The sequence below is a fragment of the Pseudophaeobacter sp. TrK17 genome, assembly GCF_042192375.1.
Lineage (GTDB): Bacteria > Pseudomonadota > Alphaproteobacteria > Rhodobacterales > Rhodobacteraceae > Pseudophaeobacter.
In genome coordinates this window covers 4,063,311-4,077,708 of sequence record NZ_CP071700.1, presented here as the reverse complement: position 1 = coordinate 4,077,708, position 14,398 = coordinate 4,063,311, and the positions used below count along the sequence as shown (strand labels likewise).

Genomic DNA, 14,398 nt, shown 5'->3' with positions numbered 1-14,398 from the left:
GGGGCGGTCAAGCTTCTGTCTGTCAGGTCAAAACCCACAACAAACCAGTTAGCGTAACAAAGGCGCAGCTGGTCCCGGTGAGCATGGCCAGACTGGCGGCGCCCTCCAACCCCTGGCGCTGGGCCAGGACGGTATAGATGCCAAACATCGGCATCGCCGCCGACAGGATAACCGCGCTGTGCAGCGCGGGTGGCAGGGTGATCAGCCCCAGTGCCAACAGGACGGCAGCCACCAGCGCGACCAGGGCTGGATGCAACAGCAGTTTGGAGGCACTGATCTGTGCCGCAAGCGAGCGATTGCCATGCAGCGGCAGCCCGACAAGCGAGCCGCCTATGACGATCAGCGCAACAGCCCCAGCAGAGACAGCAAACATATCAATAGACCGCATAAGGGGGCCGGGCAGCGCTATACCAATAATCGACACCACCAGCCCCAGGGCGAGACCGATAAGCATGGGCATTTTGGCCAGATCCAGCAGGATACGTCGCAGTCGTGGCAGCAACGGCTGATCAACGCCTTTGCCTGCCAGCTCCACCAAAATCAGGCAGACCGGGACCAACAGCAGGTTTTCCACCAGCAGGTTCAGCGCCAGAATGATCCCGGCCTGGTCAGGAAAGGCCAGTAGCATGATCGGATAGCCAACGAAGGCATTGTTGGGGCAGGTGGAGCCCATGGCCCCCAGGGCGCGGCGTTTGGGGTCGGTGCCGCGCAGCGTGAACAACAGATAGGACAGCATCACCGTTGCCAGCCCGCCAAGGGCATAGACCACGACATATCCGGGTTGAAAAACCTCCACCGGGCTGCGTGCCGCTACCGCGGAAAAGATCAAGGCAGGCAGGGCGATATTCATCACATAGCGGCCTAGTACGCGCATATCGCCCGGGCTGAACCAACCTTTCCAGACCACCAGATAGCCCAGTGCCAGGGCGACGTAGATGGGAAAGGTGATGGCGAGAATGTCGATCATTTCAGCAGCGCCGCCCAGTGGTCTGGCAGCTCGGTGTCCATTTCCTTGGCCAGTTGCCGCAGATAGGCCAGCATCAGCCGCGCGCGTTTGCGGGCGATCTTGCGGCCCTTGTCGGTGGCCATATCACCGGGAAGTTTCAACAGTTTCAGATGCCAATGATCAATCGACCAGATCTGATCATCCAACGGCCGGTTGGCGGCAAAGGGATCATCAGGATCACAGAGCGGCCGGTCAATTGTCCCCGCCACCATGAAGGTGCGCGCGATGCCAACAGCGCCCAAGGCATCCAGCCGGTCCGCATCGCGCAGGATCAGAGCGTCCAGACTGTTGGCGGGCAAGCCGGCGGAAAAGCTATGGGCTTCGATCACGTGTTGCACGGCGGTGATTTCATCGCCGCTATAGCCCAAACCCTGCAGAATAGGCTCCGATTTTTCCGCCGACAGCTTTGAGGCCGTCTCGCGCTGGGGGTGATCCTTTGGCAGGTTGACCAGATCATGCAGATAGGCCCCGGCGATCAGTATCCGCAGGTTGGCCCGGTTTGGGGATTTTTCGTTTTCGTCACGGGCAATCCGCTGCGCATTGGCCCAGACCCGATCAAGATGAGCGATGTCATGGGCCGGATCCTGCGCCATCTGCACCTCTGAGATGCGGCGGAGCTGGATCTGCAGCTGGGTCAGGCTCATGCGCCGATATGGCCCTGGTTGCTGCCAATCTGGCCGCGATGCAGCAGCAGATGGTCCAGGATCACACAGGCCATCATTGCCTCGGCCACCGGCACGGCGCGGATGCCAACACAGGGATCATGGCGTCCCTTGGTGATCACCTCGGCGGCGGTGCCATCCTTGCGGATTGACTGGCGTGGCGTCAGGATCGAAGAGGTCGGTTTGACGGCAAAGCGTACCACAACATCCTGGCCGGTAGAGATCCCCCCCAGAATGCCACCTGCATGGTTGGAGGAATAGACCGGCTGACCATCGTTGCCCATGAAGATTTCATCGGCGTTTTGCGAGCCCTTCAGACGGGCGGCATTCATGCCTTCGCCAATCTCCACCGCTTTGACGGCGTTGATCGACATCATGGCGGCTGCCAGATCGGTGTCGAGCTTATTATAGACCGGCGCGCCGATACCGGCGGGCACTCCACGGGCGACCACTTCGACCACGGCGCCAACGGAATCATGGGCTTTGCGCAAGCCCTGGAGGTAATCCTCCCAGTCTTGCACCGCACCGGCATCGGGGATCCAGAAATCATTCTGGCCGATCGCTTCCCAGTCAAAGCGGGAGCGGTCGATCTCCATCTCCCCCATCTGGGTCATGTAGCCGGTGATCTGCAGATCCGGGACCAGCGCCTTGATGGCTTCACGTGCGACGCCACCCGCAGCTACGCGCGCTGCAGTTTCGCGGGCCGAGGAGCGACCGCCGCCGCGATAGTCGCGATTGCCGTATTTCTGGAAATAGGTGATGTCGGCATGGCCGGGGCGGAAGGTCTGGGCGATATCGCCATAGTCCTTGGAGCGCTGATCGGTGTTTTCGATCATCAGCTGGATTGGCGTGCCGGTGCTTTTGCCGTCGAAGACGCCGGACAGGATCTTCACCGCGTCGGGTTCGTTGCGCTGGGTGGTGTTCTTGTTCTGGCCGGGGCGGCGTCGGTCCAGCCATTGCTGGAGCATCTCAGGGTCCAGCGGAACATTTGGTGGGCAGCCGTCCACGGTTGCCCCCAGCGCCGGTCCGTGGCTTTCGCCCCAGGTGGTGACGCGGAAAAGATGGCCAAAGCTGTTCATCGACATGTGCTGGGATCTCCTTTGCGCGTTGTGCTTAGCGAGGCGCGGCCCGTGGCTCAAGGGGTATTGCGGTTCGATGTCCCCAGCGTGCCATTAAGAAGAGATGCCAAAGGGGGCGCCGCTGCCGCCGCCGTTGGCGACACCCTCGGGGTGTTTTTGGTCAAATGCAGCCGGGGAAAGGTGAACTTGGCGCGGGTGCGGGGCGGTCAGGTGGGTGCAGGGTTGGGCTTGCCTTTAGGGTGGTTGAGACCTAGGACAGAGGGCACCTCGGGGTGCTTGGGAGATCCAGGCTGAGAACAGACCCGTTGAACCTGAACCGGCTAGAACCGGCGGAGGGAAGGTTTCGGAGTTGCTCCACCCTTGCCCGATGCCGCAAAGGAGGATGCCATGAAGTATTCTGTTTTTGCAGCAGCACTATTGGGAGTGTCGGCAGCATATGCTGATACGCCCGAGCTGACTGTCTATACCTATGACAGCTTTGTTTCCGACTGGGGCCCTGGTCCTGCGGTGGAAAAAGCCTTTGAGGCCCAGTGTGACTGTGATCTGAAACTGGTTGCTGCCGGCGATGGCGCGGCACTGCTGGCGCGGGTCAAACTGGAGGGCGCGCGCTCGGACGCGGATGTGGTGTTGGGGCTGGATACCAACCTGACGGCGGCTGCGGCGGCAACCGGGCTGTTTGCCGAACACGGTGTGACGGCGGATTACAGCCTGCCCCTGGCCTGGGAAGACGCAACCTTTGCCCCCTATGACTGGGGCTATTTTGCCTTTGTGCACAACGCAGATGCGGTGTCCGTGCCGACGGATTTCAAGGCGCTGGGCGCCAGCGACATGAAAATCGTCATTCAGGATCCGCGCTCATCGACGCCAGGGCTGGGCCTGCTGATGTGGGTCAAGGCGGCCTATGGCGACGACGCTCCGGCGATCTGGGCGGAGCTGGCGGACAATGTGGTGACCGTGACCAAAGGTTGGTCCGAAGCCTACGGTCTGTTTCTGGATGGAGAGGCCGACATGGTGCTCTCGTATACCACCTCGCCGGCCTATCATCTGATTGCCGAAGAAGACGCCACAAAAGCTGCTGCCGCCTTTGATGAAGGCCATTACATGCAGGTTGAAGTTGCTGGCGTTTTGGCGGCCAGCGACCAACCAGAGCTGGCGCGTGACTTTATGCAGTTCATGGTCTCTGAGGGGTTTCAGTCAGTGATCCCCACCACCAACTGGATGTATCCATCGGTAACCCCAGCGAGCGGCCTGCCTGAGGGGTTTGAGACCCTGATTACCCCGGTCAAATCGCTGCTTTTGCCAGCGGATGAGGCTGCAGCGCTGCGCGACGGTGCATTGGGCGAATGGCTCGACGCGCTGAGCCAATAAGCGCGCTTCCCGGTGCTGGCGCGGCCCTGTTTGTGGCCGCGCTGATCCTGGGGACGCTTGCGGCGGTGGCATTGCGCGCCGAGACCGGTCGGGGCTTTGCCGCCAGTGACTGGGCGGCGCTGCGGTTTACCCTGACCCAGGCGATATTGTCGGCAGTCACAAGCGTTGGCCTGGCGATTGGCCTGGCGCGGGCTCTGGCGCGGCGGCGGTTCTTTGGCCGCAGCGCATTGATCACGCTGCTGGGGGCGCCGTTTATTCTGCCGGTGATCGTGGCCATCCTGGGATTGCTGAGCGTTTTTGGCCGGGCGGGCTGGATCAGCCAGCTGTTGATGTTCTTTGGGCTGGAGCCCTTGCAGATCTATGGGCTGCATGGGGTGGTCTTGGCGCATGTGTTTTTCAACTTGCCGCTGGCGACACGGTTGATTTTGCAGGGCTGGCAGGAGATCCCGGCGGAACGGTTTCGTCTGGCGGCGCAGCTGAACGCCGGCCCGCGTGCCATGTGGCAGCTGCTGGAAGCGCCGATGCTGCGGCGGGTGGTGCCCGGTGCCCTGGCGGTGGTGTTTGCCATTTGCCTGTCGAGCTTTGCCGTGGCGCTGACGCTGGGCGGTGGCCCGCGGGCCACCACGATCGAGCTGGCCATCTATCAGGCCTTTCGGTTTGATTTTGATCTTGGTCGGGCGGCGCTGTTGTCAGCACTGCAACTGGTGCTGACCGGGGGGGCTGCTTTTGTGGCGCTGCGGGTGGCTGACAATGATGGCGCCGGCGCTGGGCTGGACCGGGTTTTGCGGCGTTGGGATGGGGATGCCCCTCTGGCGCGTGGCCTGGATGTAGCCTGGATTGTTGGTGCGGCGCTGTTTTTGATCCTGCCCTTGTCGGCGGTTGTTGTCTCTGGGGTCTCTGGTTTGTTGCTGCTGAACGCTGGGGTTTGGATGGCGGCGCTGACCTCGGTGCTGGTAGCTGGTCTCAGTACCCTAGTGTTGCTATTATTGGCACTGCCGATGGCGGCGGCGGTGGCGATGGGGCGCAGCACATTGATTGAGGTCGCGGGCATTTTGGGACTGGCAGCCTCGCCCCTGGTTATTGGTACGGGGTTGTTTATCGTGATCTACCCTGTTGCTGATCCCTTTGCATTGGCGTTGCCGGTGACGGCGCTGGTCAATGCAGTGATGGCACTGCCCTTTGCCCTGCGTATTCTGGTGCCGCAGGCCCGCGAGGTGATGATGCGCTATGGTCGGTTAGCGATGTCGTTGGATATGGCAGGCGGGCCGTTTTTGTGGCGGGTGTTCCTGCCACGGATGCGGGCGCAGATTGGCTTTGCCGCCGGGCTGGCAGCGGCGCTGTCGATGGGGGATCTGGGCGTTATCACCCTGTTTGCCGACCCCGAGGTGGCCACCCTGCCGTTGCAGGTCTACCGCCTGATGGGAGCCTATCAGATGCAGGCGGCAGCCGGGGCAGCGCTGTTGTTGCTGTTGCTGTCGATGGGCGCATTTTGGATACTGGATCGCGGAGGTCGTTGGCATGCTGAGGCTTGAAAGCTGTGAAATAGCAAATGGTGCCTTCATCCTGCGGGCGGATCTTGAGATCAACAAGGGGGCAAAGCTGGCCATTATCGGCCCCTCGGGGGCGGGAAAATCCACCCTGATTGAGGCGATTGCCGGGTTTTTACCGCTGCCTCAGGGGCGTATTCTTTGGCAGGGCGAAGATCTGACGAATTTGCGACCAGGGCAGCGCCCTGTGGCGATGCTGTTTCAGGATGGCAACCTGTTTCCCCATCTTACCGTGGCGCAGAATGCGGGTCTGGGGCTGCGGGCCAATCTGCGCCTGTCCAGTGCAGAACACGCCCAGGTGCAGAATGCGTTGAGCCGCGTTGGGCTGGCGGATCTGGCGGCACGCAAACCGGCGGCCCTGTCCGGTGGCCAACAAAGCCGGGTGGCTCTGGCGCGGGTTTTGCTGCAGCGGCGCGATATCTTGCTGCTGGATGAACCCTTTGCCGCCCTTGGGCCTGCCTTGAAGGACGAAATGCTGGATCTGGTGGCGGAAATTGCCGATGAGACCGGCGCCACGGTGCTGATGGTCAGCCATGACCCCAAAGACGCCCGCCGCATCGCTGAACAGGTGGTTCTGGTGGCCGAGGGGGAAGCGCAGCCTCCACAGGCCACGGCGGCGCTGCTGGATAATCCGCCCCCGGCGCTGAAGACCTATCTGGGCTAGGGGCAGGCAAGTGGACCAAGCGTAGGCCCACTGCCGTTTGCAGGATCAGGTTCGATATCAGGCGACAACGGCTAGAGTTTGGCGCGATTTGGCGAGCATCAGCGCCGCCTGGGCAGCTTCGCGGCCCTTGTCGATAAAATGCGCCTGATAGATGGCGTTGTGGTGATCGGTTTCCTGATACTGATGCGGCGTCAATGAGACCGACAGCACTGGCACGCCAGTATCCAGGCCCACACGCATCAATCCGTCAACCACGGATTGGGCAACAAAATCATGGCGGTAAATGCCGCCGTCGACCACAAAAGCGGCGCAGGCGATGGCGGTGTAGCGGCCTGTTTTGGCCAGATCCTGGGCCATCAGCGGCATTTCAAACGCGCCGGGCACGTCAAAGACATCTACCTGTTCGGCGGGGATAAGTTGGGTGAAGCCAAGCAAAGCCTGATCTACGATATCGGCATGCCATTGTGCCTTGATAAAGGCGTAGCGGGTGTGTGTCATTGGTATCTCCTATAGGTTTGACACGTCACCCAAGGCGATAACGAACGGCATGGGCGCACCTGGCCATAGCCAAAAGCACTCCTGTCGCACGTTCTCTTCCATCCGGACTATGACCGTCGGCTCTGGAATCACACCAGATCTGCTGACACTTTTGCCCATGTTCCACAATTTATCCAAAAACCGGTTCCCACTTTTTGGATCGTGGAGACGACAAAAGCCGCTCGCGGGCTCGCAAAAGGAAACTCCCTTGCATACCGCCGGTGGGGAATTTCGCCCCGCCCTGAGAACAGCGCGACATTGCCAAGAAGTTGCACGGTGCGCAAGATGTGAAGCACAGATATGACGTAGGGCGACTTGCAATGCGCGCACAGCCTTTGTGCGTGCGGGCTTTCCATTTGACACCAAACAGCTAGGCTGCGGCCAATCGACAAGGAGAGCGCGATGAAACTGCATTATGCCCCGACTTCCCCCTTCGTTCGCAAGGTGATGGTCCTGCTGCACGAGACGGGGACCCTGGACAGTGTGGAAATACACAATGTTGCAACCACGCCCTATGCCCCCAGTTCAGATGTCCAGGCCAGCAATCCGCTGGCAAAAATCCCGGCGTTGGAACGCGATGACGGGCCGGCGCTGTATGACAGCCGGGTGATTTGCGAATACCTCGATGCACGCGCCGAGGCTGGGCTATATGCGGCGCGCTGGGATAGCAAAGTCCTGGAAGCCACTGCCGATGGCATGATGGATGCCGCCGTTCTGATGACCTATGAAAAGCGCCTGCGCCCCGAGGCACAGCAATCCCCCGAGTGGATCCAGGCCCAGCTAGGCAAAGCTCTAGGAGCCTGTGCGGCGCTCAATGCGCGCTGGATGAGCCACCTGCAGGGGCCTTTGGATATGGGGCAAATCGCAGTGGGCTGTGCGCTTTCTTACCTGGATTTCAGGCATCCCGACGCCGGTTGGCGGGTTGGAAACGAGGCTCTGGCAGATTGGTTCAGGGATTTCGAATCGCGGCCTTCCATGCAGGCTACGCGGCCGCCGGAGGGTTAATTCTTTCTTTAAAATGCAGGGGCTGAGGCAGGTCTGCTGTGGCTTTGAGAGCGCCGTTTGAAAGAAACTTCAAACTGGAGTGCCCTGTGCGGCTTTGACCGCTGGACGAAAGCGCCTCACCCAGCTATGACCCGCCTGAGTCACCGCGTTTATCGTGGTGCATGCGCATGTTTGCCCTAAACGGGCGCTGGAAATGGAGAAAACCTCGTGTCCCACGCAGAAGACAACGAAGGAACCCGGAGAGATTTCCTCTACTACGCCACTGCCGGCGCCGGGGCAGTGACTGCGGGTGCCGCTGTATGGCCCCTGGTCAATCAGATGAACCCCTCGGCTGACGTCAAAGCTTTGTCCTCGATTCTCGTGGATGTCAGCGGTGTAGAAGTTGGAACGCAAATTAGTGTGATGTTCTTGGGGAAACCCGTGTTCATCCGTCGTCGTACCCAGGCTGAGATCGACGAAGGCCGCGCGGTTGATGTTGCGGGCCTGATCGATACCGCTTCGGAAAACCCCAACAAGCCTGGCACCGATGCTGCGGACCAAAACCGCACCATGGATGAAAACGGCGAGTGGCTGGTGATGATGGGTGTCTGCACCCACCTCGGCTGTGTGCCGCTGGGCGATGGTTCGGGCGATTTCAACGGTTGGTTCTGCCCCTGTCACGGGTCGCACTACGACACCGCTGGCCGGATCCGCAAAGGCCCCGCGCCCCAGAACCTGCACGTGCCCGTCGCTGAGTTCACCGACGCAACAACCATCAAGCTGGGATAAGGAGACTAACATATGTCCGGTATTCCGCACGACCATTACGAGCCGAAGACAGGCGCAGAAAAGTGGCTGCATAGCCGCCTGCCCATCGTCGGTCTGATCTACGACACCATCATGATCCCTACCCCCAAAAACCTGAACTGGTGGTGGATCTGGGGCATTGTTCTGGCCTTCTGCCTGGTGATGCAAATTGTCACCGGTATCGTCCTGGTGATGCACTACACCCCGCATGCCGACATGGCTTTTGCCAGCGTTGAGCACATCATGCGCGACGTGAATGGCGGCTATATGCTGCGCTACCTGCACGCAAACGGCGCCTCGCTGTTCTTTGTGGCGGTCTACATCCACATCTTCCGCGGTCTCTTCTACGGTTCTTACAAGGCCCCACGTGAGATCACCTGGATCATCGGCATGATCATCTACCTGTTGATGATGGCCACCGGGTTCATGGGCTATGTTTTGCCCTGGGGTCAGATGTCCTTCTGGGGCGCGACCGTGATCACCGGCCTGTTTGGCGCCATTCCTTTTGTGGGTGAAGCACTGCAGACATTTCTGCTGGGCGGACCTGCGGTGGACAACGCCACCCTGAACCGCTTCTTCTCGCTGCACTATCTGCTGCCTTTTGTTATTGCGGCGCTGGTTGTGGTCCATATCTGGGCCTTCCACACCACCGGCAACAACAACCCAACCGGTGTTGATGTGCGCAAGGGCTCGAAAGAGGAAGTTAAAAAAGACACCCTGCCGTTCTGGCCCTATTTTGTGATCAAGGACTTCCTCGGTCTGGCCGTGGTTCTGGTGATCTTCTGGGCCATCGTCGGCTTTATGCCAAACTACCTGGGCCACCCCGATAACTACATCGAGGCAAACCCACTGGTGACGCCGTCGCATATCGTTCCTGAATGGTACTTCCTGCCGTTCTACGCGATCCTGCGGGCCTTCACCTCGGAAGTCTGGGTTGTTCAGATTGCATCCTTTGTGACCGGTGGCATTGTCGACGCCAAGTTCTTTGGGGTTCTGGCGATGTTTGGCGCGATCGCCGTAATGGCGCTGGTGCCTTGGCTGGACACCAGCCGGGTGCGGTCGGGTCGTTATCGCCCGATGTTCAAATGGTGGTTCTATCTGCTGATCTTTGACTTCTTTGCCCTGATGTGGCTGGGCGCGATGCCGGCAGAAGAGCCCTATGCATCGTTCTCGTTGATCGCATCGGCCTATTGGTTCGGCTACTTCCTGGTGATCCTGCCGATCCTGGGTGTCATCGAGAAGCCATTGGCAGAGCCTGCTACAATCGAAGAAGATTTCGACGCTCACTATGGCGAGAAATCTGACGCAGCCACTCCTGCCGAGTAAGAGAAGGACAGCTACCAATGTTGAAGAAACTCGCAATCGGTGCCGCCTTCGCTCTGGCCCTTGCCCCTGTCGCATCTCATGCGGCAGGTGGCAGCGGCCACGTCGAGGACTTTCAGTTCTCGTTTGAGGGACCATTTGGCGCCTATGATCAAAATCAGCTGCAGCGCGGCTTGCAGATCTACACCGAAGTCTGCTCTGCCTGTCACGGGCTGAAGTTCGTACCCCTGCGCACCCTTGCTGACGAGGGTGGTCCTGCACTGCCTGCCGATCAGGTGCGCGCCTATGCGGCTGAGAACTTTACCGTCTATGACCCGGAACTGGACGAGGATGTCCCTGCCAAGCCGGTAGATCACTTCCCTGCCAATACCGCCGCCGGCGCCCCTGACCTGAGCCTGATGGCCAAGGCTCGCGCCGGTTTCCACGGCCCCTATGGGTCCGGTATGAACCAGCTGTTCAAAGGCATCGGTGGCGCGGAATACATCGCCTCCTTGCTGGACGGCTATACCGGTGAGGAAAAGGAAGAGGCAGGCACCCTGTTTTATGAGAACACCGCCTTCCCGGGTGGCTGGATCTCGATGGCGCCGCCGCTGTCGGATGAGCAGGTTGAATTTGCCGATGGCCATGACAACACCGTGCATCACATGGCGCAGGATGTTGCGGCGTTCCTGATGTGGACCGCCGAGCCCAAGATGATGGCCCGCAAGCAAAGCGGTTTTGTTGGGGTGCTGATCCTGACCGTTCTGTCGGTTCTGCTTTATCTGACCAACAAACAGCTCTGGGCACCGCACAAGGGTAAAAAATCCGCCTGATAGGCTGATTTCACCAGACATAAAACGGCCCCTGCAAGTCACCTTGCGGGGGCCTTTTTGTTTGATCAGGCGGCTGCGGGGCGCAGGGGCGCTGCCCCTCTGGGCGTGAACGCCCATTCACCCCGAGGTATTTAGTGCAAGATGAAAGGTGGGGGGCTCAGGCGGTGAGATGGGTATCGTTGATACCGAGGATGTGGGTGGAGACGATTTTGCCTTCGCTCTGGGGTTTGGAGAATTTCACTTCGGTGAACTGTTCGGTCCGACCCATATGGGGGTTTTCCATCAAGACCTGATGGGTTTTGCCGATCTGGGTGGCGAGGTGTTTCTGGACTTGGGCGTCACCAGCTGCGCGCAGTCTGGCGGCGCGTTGCTTGATGGTGTTGCCGTTGATTTGTTTGGGGATCTTGGCCGCAGGCGTGCCCTCTCGTTTTGAATAGGGAAAGACGTGCAGCCATGTAAGATGACAGTCTTCGACCAGCGCCAGTGAGTTTTCAAAATGCGCCTCGGTTTCGGTGGGAAAGCCGGCGATGATATCGGCGCCAAAGGTCATATCGGGGCGCAGGCGCCGGGCCTCTTCGCAGAACCGGATGGCGTCGTCGCGCAGGTGGCGCCGGGCCATACGTTTAAGAATCATGTCGTCGCCATGTTGCAGCGACAGATGCAGATGCGGCATCAGACGCGGTTCCGTGGCGATGGCCTGCATCAGGTTGTCATCCACTTCGATCGAATCAATGGAGGAAATGCGCAGGCGCGGCAGGTCCGGCACCAGTTTGAGGATCCGCATCACCAGATCGCCCAGTTTTGGCTGCGCAGGCAGATCGGCACCCCAGCTGGTGAGGTCAACGCCGGTCAGCACCACTTCGTTATAGCCCTTGTCCACAAGCCGCTTGATCTGGTCCACCACCACCCCGGCGGGCACGGAGCGGGAATTGCCGCGACCATAGGGGATAATGCAGAAGGTACAGCGGTGATCACAGCCATTTTGCACCTGCACATAGGCGCGGCTGCGGGTGCCAAAGCCGTCGATCAGGTGGCCGGCGGTTTCGGTTACCGACATGATGTCATCGACCTGGACCTTTTCCGTCTCGCCGATGAAATTGGCGGCCATGCCATGCCATGTTTCTGGCTGCATTTTTTCGGTATTGCCCAGAACGGTATCGACCTCTGACATCTGTGCAAAGGTTTCGGGTTCGGTTTGGGCCGCGCAGCCGGTGACCACGATGCGGGCCTCTGGGTTGTCGCGGCGCAGGCGGCGGATTTCCTGGCGGGATTTGCGCACCGCCTCTGCGGTGACGGCGCAGGTATTCACCACCACCAGATTTTCCAGGCCAGCGGCCTGAGACAGCTCTTTCATTGCTTCGGTCTCATAGGCGTTGAGACGGCAGCCGAGTGTGGTGAACTTTGGCGCTGACATGTCAGAGACTTTCGAGAAAAGCGGCGGTGAAACTGCCGGTGAAGACATGCATGGTCGGTCCGGTCATCCAGACGCCATCGCCGCGCCAGTCGATCCAGAGTGTGCCACCGTCCAGATCAATCTGGACCTTGCGCCCCGTCAGGCCGCGTCGGGCGGCGGCCACGGCGGTTGCGCAGGAGGAAGAGCCAGAGGCCAGGGTAACGCCCACACCGCGTTCCCAGACGCGCATGCGGATGTGATTGGGGCCAACAAGATGGGCGACCTGCACATTGGTGCGCTGCGGGTAAAGCGGGTGATGTTCGTATCTGGGGCCAAACTCTGAGAGCGGGATGAGATCGGCATCTTCGACAAAGAAGGTGCAATGGGGGTTGCCCATACCGGTGGCGGTTGGGGCGCCCTCGATGGGCAACTCCAGGGTGTCGGTTTCTTCCCGCAAGGGAATGTCGCGCCAGTCCAGCTGCGGTTGCCCCATGTTGACCGAGGTGAGCCCGCCGCCGACGTCGCAGGCGAATAGATCGCCGCGATCAGTGGTGAGGTGCAGATCGGTCTTGCCGCTTTCCTGCATCAGGTGGCGGGCAATGCAGCGGGTGGCATTGCCACAGGCCGCTGAGGTGGAGCCATCGGCGTTGTAAAAGGTGAGATGCGCGTCCCCCTTTCCCTGTTCAATCAGCGCCAACTGATCAAAGCCAACGCCAAATTGACGATGGGCGATTCCCCGCGCCAGGGCGGGGGTGATTTCCAATCGATTGCTCCGCGCGTCAACAACAACAAAGTCGTTGCCCAGCCCGTGCATCTTCATGAAGGGAAAAAGGGGTTCTGAATACATGCTCATATCGGCCATATAGACCTGTGGTGAAAATGAATCCAGTCTGTGACGCATAAAGTTCAAAAAAGGGCTTGACCCGTTCCCCCGCGAACCGTAGATAGCCGCCAATCGGAACGGCAAGAACGACACGGACTGGCCAGACGATAGCAAATTAAGCGCTTGATCCTCTTGGATAAATCACTTAGACCGCGACTATAAAGTGGGCCGTTAGCTCAGCTGGTAGAGCAACTGACTTTTAATCAGTAGGTCGATGGTTCGAACCCATCACGGCTCACCACTTTATCAAAGCCTTAGGCGGAAACGCCTGAGGCTTTCTCTTTTTCAGCACGGTGCAGAAGAACGTCTCATGGGAAACCGGGGTGGGGTTGTACAGGGTACAAACTTCTGAGTTTTCACGATTGACCAACAGTGGCAGCGTGATTTGTCAGGCTCAAAAATACCACCAATGGATTAGAATAGGCACGACTGGTAAGAGCGCAGCAAGGGGGACGAAAAGCCCTACACACGGGCTTTTCGCATCTTCAAATAACAAGGCGCGGCTTAGAATGCGGCGTTGAACTGGTCCCGCAATGCGCGGCCTGCGTCTGAGTTTTCAAAGCAGATATGAAGCCCATGTTCCGCCAATGGGACGGGGTTGAACTCCAGTCGTTCAGCAAGCGCGGGCATATCGGCAAGCAGGTGCGCCATGACTTCGCGGTCGATCACAGCGGCATCGATGCGACCAGCGGCAACCTTTTTGAGGTTTGCGTCATCGGCGGTCACTTCCTGGGTTTGGAGTTCCCCATTGGCGACCATGGCGTCGAAACGGGCCTCGTTCAGATAGCCGGACACCACACCAATGGTGTAGCTGGTCAGGTCGGCGTGGTCAGACCAGGTGATCGGCGCGTCGATCCGCTGGGCAAAGCCAACCGGGCTGGTGCCAAAGGATTTGGAATACAGGCAGCGATCGCCACCTTTGTCGGCATCATCCGCTTCGGAGTAATATTCTGGATAGACGCCAAGCCACGCCGGGTCTTTGGCGGCCAGGTTCACCGCACGGTTCCAGGGGAAGACCTGCACGGTGGTTTCGATGCCGGCGCCGCTCAGAATTTCGATAACCCGGTCGGTGCTGGTCCCAGATCCATCGGAATTCACATAGGGCGGCCATTCCAGGGTGGTGAGTTGCACAGGCTCCGCCATTGTTTTTGACGCCATGAGGGACGCAGTACACACAACCGCTGCCGCGAGGGTCAGGGTTTTACCAATTAACTTCATACGTATCTCCGCGATTTGTCGCCCTGTTTGGGCATTCATTGCGGGAGCAACGCTATAGGGTTTCCCTGAATTTCTGGTGAATCCCTTGGTGGAGTGTCTTTGGGGCAGGCTTCAT

Annotated in this window: 14 protein-coding genes, 1 tRNA gene and 2 riboswitches; of the genes, 8 read left to right on the top strand and 7 right to left on the bottom strand. The window is 59.6% G+C overall.

The genetic code is table 11. The annotated features are described in order from the left end of the window. Nucleotides 1-22: 22 nt before the first annotated feature. From JZI28_RS19445 to aroC, 3 genes are read right to left on the bottom strand one after another with little or no spacing between them, the layout of a single operon-like run. The gene (locus tag JZI28_RS19445) at nt 23-967 is read right to left on the bottom strand and encodes an AEC family transporter (protein ID WP_375698669.1); all 945 of its coding nucleotides are present in this window, start codon (nt 965-967) and stop codon (nt 23-25) included. Beyond that, complete coding sequence (locus JZI28_RS19440; protein WP_375698668.1) at nt 964-1,650, bottom strand: HD domain-containing protein; 687 nt, start codon at nt 1,648-1,650, stop codon at nt 964-966. Before JZI28_RS19440 ends, JZI28_RS19445 begins: the two co-directional genes overlap by 4 nt. Continuing rightward, a complete protein-coding gene (gene aroC, locus JZI28_RS19435) occupies nt 1,647-2,753 on the bottom strand; it encodes a chorismate synthase (RefSeq protein ID WP_375698667.1) in 1,107 nt (368 codons plus the stop codon). Before aroC ends, JZI28_RS19440 begins: the two co-directional genes overlap by 4 nt. A gap of 252 nt (nt 2,754-3,005) precedes the next feature. Continuing rightward, nucleotides 3,006-3,102, top strand: a riboswitch (TPP riboswitch). 32 nt (nt 3,103-3,134) lie between these two features. Between aroC and thiB the strand changes: the two genes are divergently transcribed. Genes thiB through JZI28_RS19420 form a run of 3 tightly spaced genes read left to right on the top strand, consistent with a single transcriptional unit; the run spans nt 3,135 to nt 6,326 of the window. Further along, on the top strand, nt 3,135-4,115 hold the full coding sequence (thiB, locus tag JZI28_RS19430; RefSeq protein WP_375698666.1) for a thiamine ABC transporter substrate binding subunit: 981 nt from the start codon (nt 3,135-3,137) through the stop codon (nt 4,113-4,115). Beyond that, nucleotides 4,091-5,647 carry a thiamine/thiamine pyrophosphate ABC transporter permease ThiP gene (locus JZI28_RS19425; RefSeq protein ID WP_375698665.1) on the top strand — a complete coding sequence of 519 codons (1,557 nt, stop codon included), beginning with the start codon at nt 4,091-4,093 and terminating at the stop codon, nt 5,645-5,647. The genes thiB and JZI28_RS19425 overlap by 25 nt, the downstream gene beginning before the upstream one ends. Beyond that, on the top strand, nt 5,634-6,326 hold the full coding sequence (locus JZI28_RS19420; RefSeq protein WP_375698664.1) for an ATP-binding cassette domain-containing protein: 693 nt from the start codon (nt 5,634-5,636) through the stop codon (nt 6,324-6,326). The genes JZI28_RS19425 and JZI28_RS19420 overlap by 14 nt, the downstream gene beginning before the upstream one ends. Nucleotides 6,327-6,383: 57 nt before the next feature. Here the strand turns inward: JZI28_RS19420 and JZI28_RS19415 are convergent, their stop codons facing one another. After that, nucleotides 6,384-6,824, bottom strand: a complete 441-nt coding sequence (locus JZI28_RS19415) for a 6,7-dimethyl-8-ribityllumazine synthase (protein ID WP_349387156.1) — start codon at nt 6,822-6,824, stop codon at nt 6,384-6,386. Between the two features lie 86 nt (nt 6,825-6,910). Further along, nucleotides 6,911-7,116, bottom strand: a riboswitch (FMN riboswitch). Nucleotides 7,117-7,265: 149 nt separating this feature from the next. On the opposite strand from JZI28_RS19415, the gene JZI28_RS19410 reads away from it, so the two are divergent. The 4 genes from JZI28_RS19410 (at nt 7,266) to JZI28_RS19395 (ending at nt 10,789) form a co-directional block, all read left to right on the top strand. Beyond that, a complete protein-coding gene (locus tag JZI28_RS19410; protein WP_375698663.1) occupies nt 7,266-7,868 on the top strand; it encodes a glutathione S-transferase in 603 nt (200 codons plus the stop codon). Between the two features lie 207 nt (nt 7,869-8,075). Further along, complete coding sequence (petA, locus tag JZI28_RS19405) at nt 8,076-8,636, top strand: ubiquinol-cytochrome c reductase iron-sulfur subunit (protein WP_295449171.1); 561 nt, start codon at nt 8,076-8,078, stop codon at nt 8,634-8,636. Nucleotides 8,637-8,648: 12 nt separating this feature from the next. Next, nucleotides 8,649-9,980 (top strand): cytochrome b, encoded by a 1,332-nt coding sequence (gene petB / locus JZI28_RS19400; RefSeq protein WP_295449167.1) that lies wholly within the window; start codon nt 8,649-8,651, stop codon nt 9,978-9,980. Nucleotides 9,981-9,997: 17 nt separating this feature from the next. Then, a complete protein-coding gene (locus tag JZI28_RS19395) occupies nt 9,998-10,789 on the top strand; it encodes a cytochrome c1 (protein WP_297338920.1) in 792 nt (263 codons plus the stop codon). A gap of 157 nt (nt 10,790-10,946) precedes the next feature. On the opposite strand, the gene mtaB is transcribed toward JZI28_RS19395, so the two are convergent. Together mtaB and dapF are read right to left on the bottom strand one after the other, a co-directional pair. Further along, nucleotides 10,947-12,203 (bottom strand): tRNA (N(6)-L-threonylcarbamoyladenosine(37)-C(2))-methylthiotransferase MtaB, encoded by a 1,257-nt coding sequence (gene mtaB, locus JZI28_RS19390; protein WP_375700130.1) that lies wholly within the window; start codon nt 12,201-12,203, stop codon nt 10,947-10,949. Nucleotide 12,204: 1 nt separating this feature from the next. Further along, on the bottom strand, nt 12,205-13,029 hold the full coding sequence (gene dapF / locus JZI28_RS19385; RefSeq protein ID WP_375698662.1) for a diaminopimelate epimerase: 825 nt from the start codon (nt 13,027-13,029) through the stop codon (nt 12,205-12,207). Nucleotides 13,030-13,230: 201 nt separating this feature from the next. Between dapF and JZI28_RS19380 the strand changes: the two genes are divergently transcribed. Beyond that, nucleotides 13,231-13,306: transfer RNA gene (locus JZI28_RS19380), tRNA-Lys, on the top strand. Nucleotides 13,307-13,569: 263 nt separating this feature from the next. Here JZI28_RS19380 and JZI28_RS19375 read toward each other — a convergent pair. Beyond that, nucleotides 13,570-14,283 (bottom strand): substrate-binding periplasmic protein, encoded by a 714-nt coding sequence (locus JZI28_RS19375; protein ID WP_375698661.1) that lies wholly within the window; start codon nt 14,281-14,283, stop codon nt 13,570-13,572. Nucleotides 14,284-14,398 lie beyond the last annotated feature (115 nt).

Bases quoted from the DNA above. Each gene is read 5' to 3' on its own strand.
- aroC (WP_375698667.1), bottom strand. From the start codon at position 2,753: ATGTCGATGAACAGCTTTGGCCATCTTTTCCGCGTCACCACCTGGGGC.
- dapF (WP_375698662.1), bottom strand. From the start codon at position 13,029: ATGTATTCAGAACCCCTTTTTCCCTTCATGAAGATGCACGGGCTGGGC.
- JZI28_RS19375 (WP_375698661.1), bottom strand. From the start codon at position 14,283: ATGAAGTTAATTGGTAAAACCCTGACCCTCGCGGCAGCGGTTGTGTGT.
- thiB (WP_375698666.1), top strand. From the start codon at position 3,135: ATGAAGTATTCTGTTTTTGCAGCAGCACTATTGGGAGTGTCGGCAGCA.
- JZI28_RS19425 (WP_375698665.1), top strand. From the start codon at position 4,091: ATGGCTCGACGCGCTGAGCCAATAAGCGCGCTTCCCGGTGCTGGCGCG.
- mtaB (WP_375700130.1), bottom strand. From the start codon at position 12,203: ATGTCAGCGCCAAAGTTCACCACACTCGGCTGCCGTCTCAACGCCTAT.
- JZI28_RS19415 (WP_349387156.1), bottom strand. From the start codon at position 6,824: ATGACACACACCCGCTACGCCTTTATCAAGGCACAATGGCATGCCGAT.
- JZI28_RS19420 (WP_375698664.1), top strand. From the start codon at position 5,634: ATGCTGAGGCTTGAAAGCTGTGAAATAGCAAATGGTGCCTTCATCCTG.
- petB (WP_295449167.1), top strand. From the start codon at position 8,649: ATGTCCGGTATTCCGCACGACCATTACGAGCCGAAGACAGGCGCAGAA.
- JZI28_RS19440 (WP_375698668.1), bottom strand. From the start codon at position 1,650: ATGAGCCTGACCCAGCTGCAGATCCAGCTCCGCCGCATCTCAGAGGTG.
- JZI28_RS19410 (WP_375698663.1), top strand. From the start codon at position 7,266: ATGAAACTGCATTATGCCCCGACTTCCCCCTTCGTTCGCAAGGTGATG.
- JZI28_RS19395 (WP_297338920.1), top strand. From the start codon at position 9,998: ATGTTGAAGAAACTCGCAATCGGTGCCGCCTTCGCTCTGGCCCTTGCC.
- JZI28_RS19445 (WP_375698669.1), bottom strand. From the start codon at position 967: ATGATCGACATTCTCGCCATCACCTTTCCCATCTACGTCGCCCTGGCA.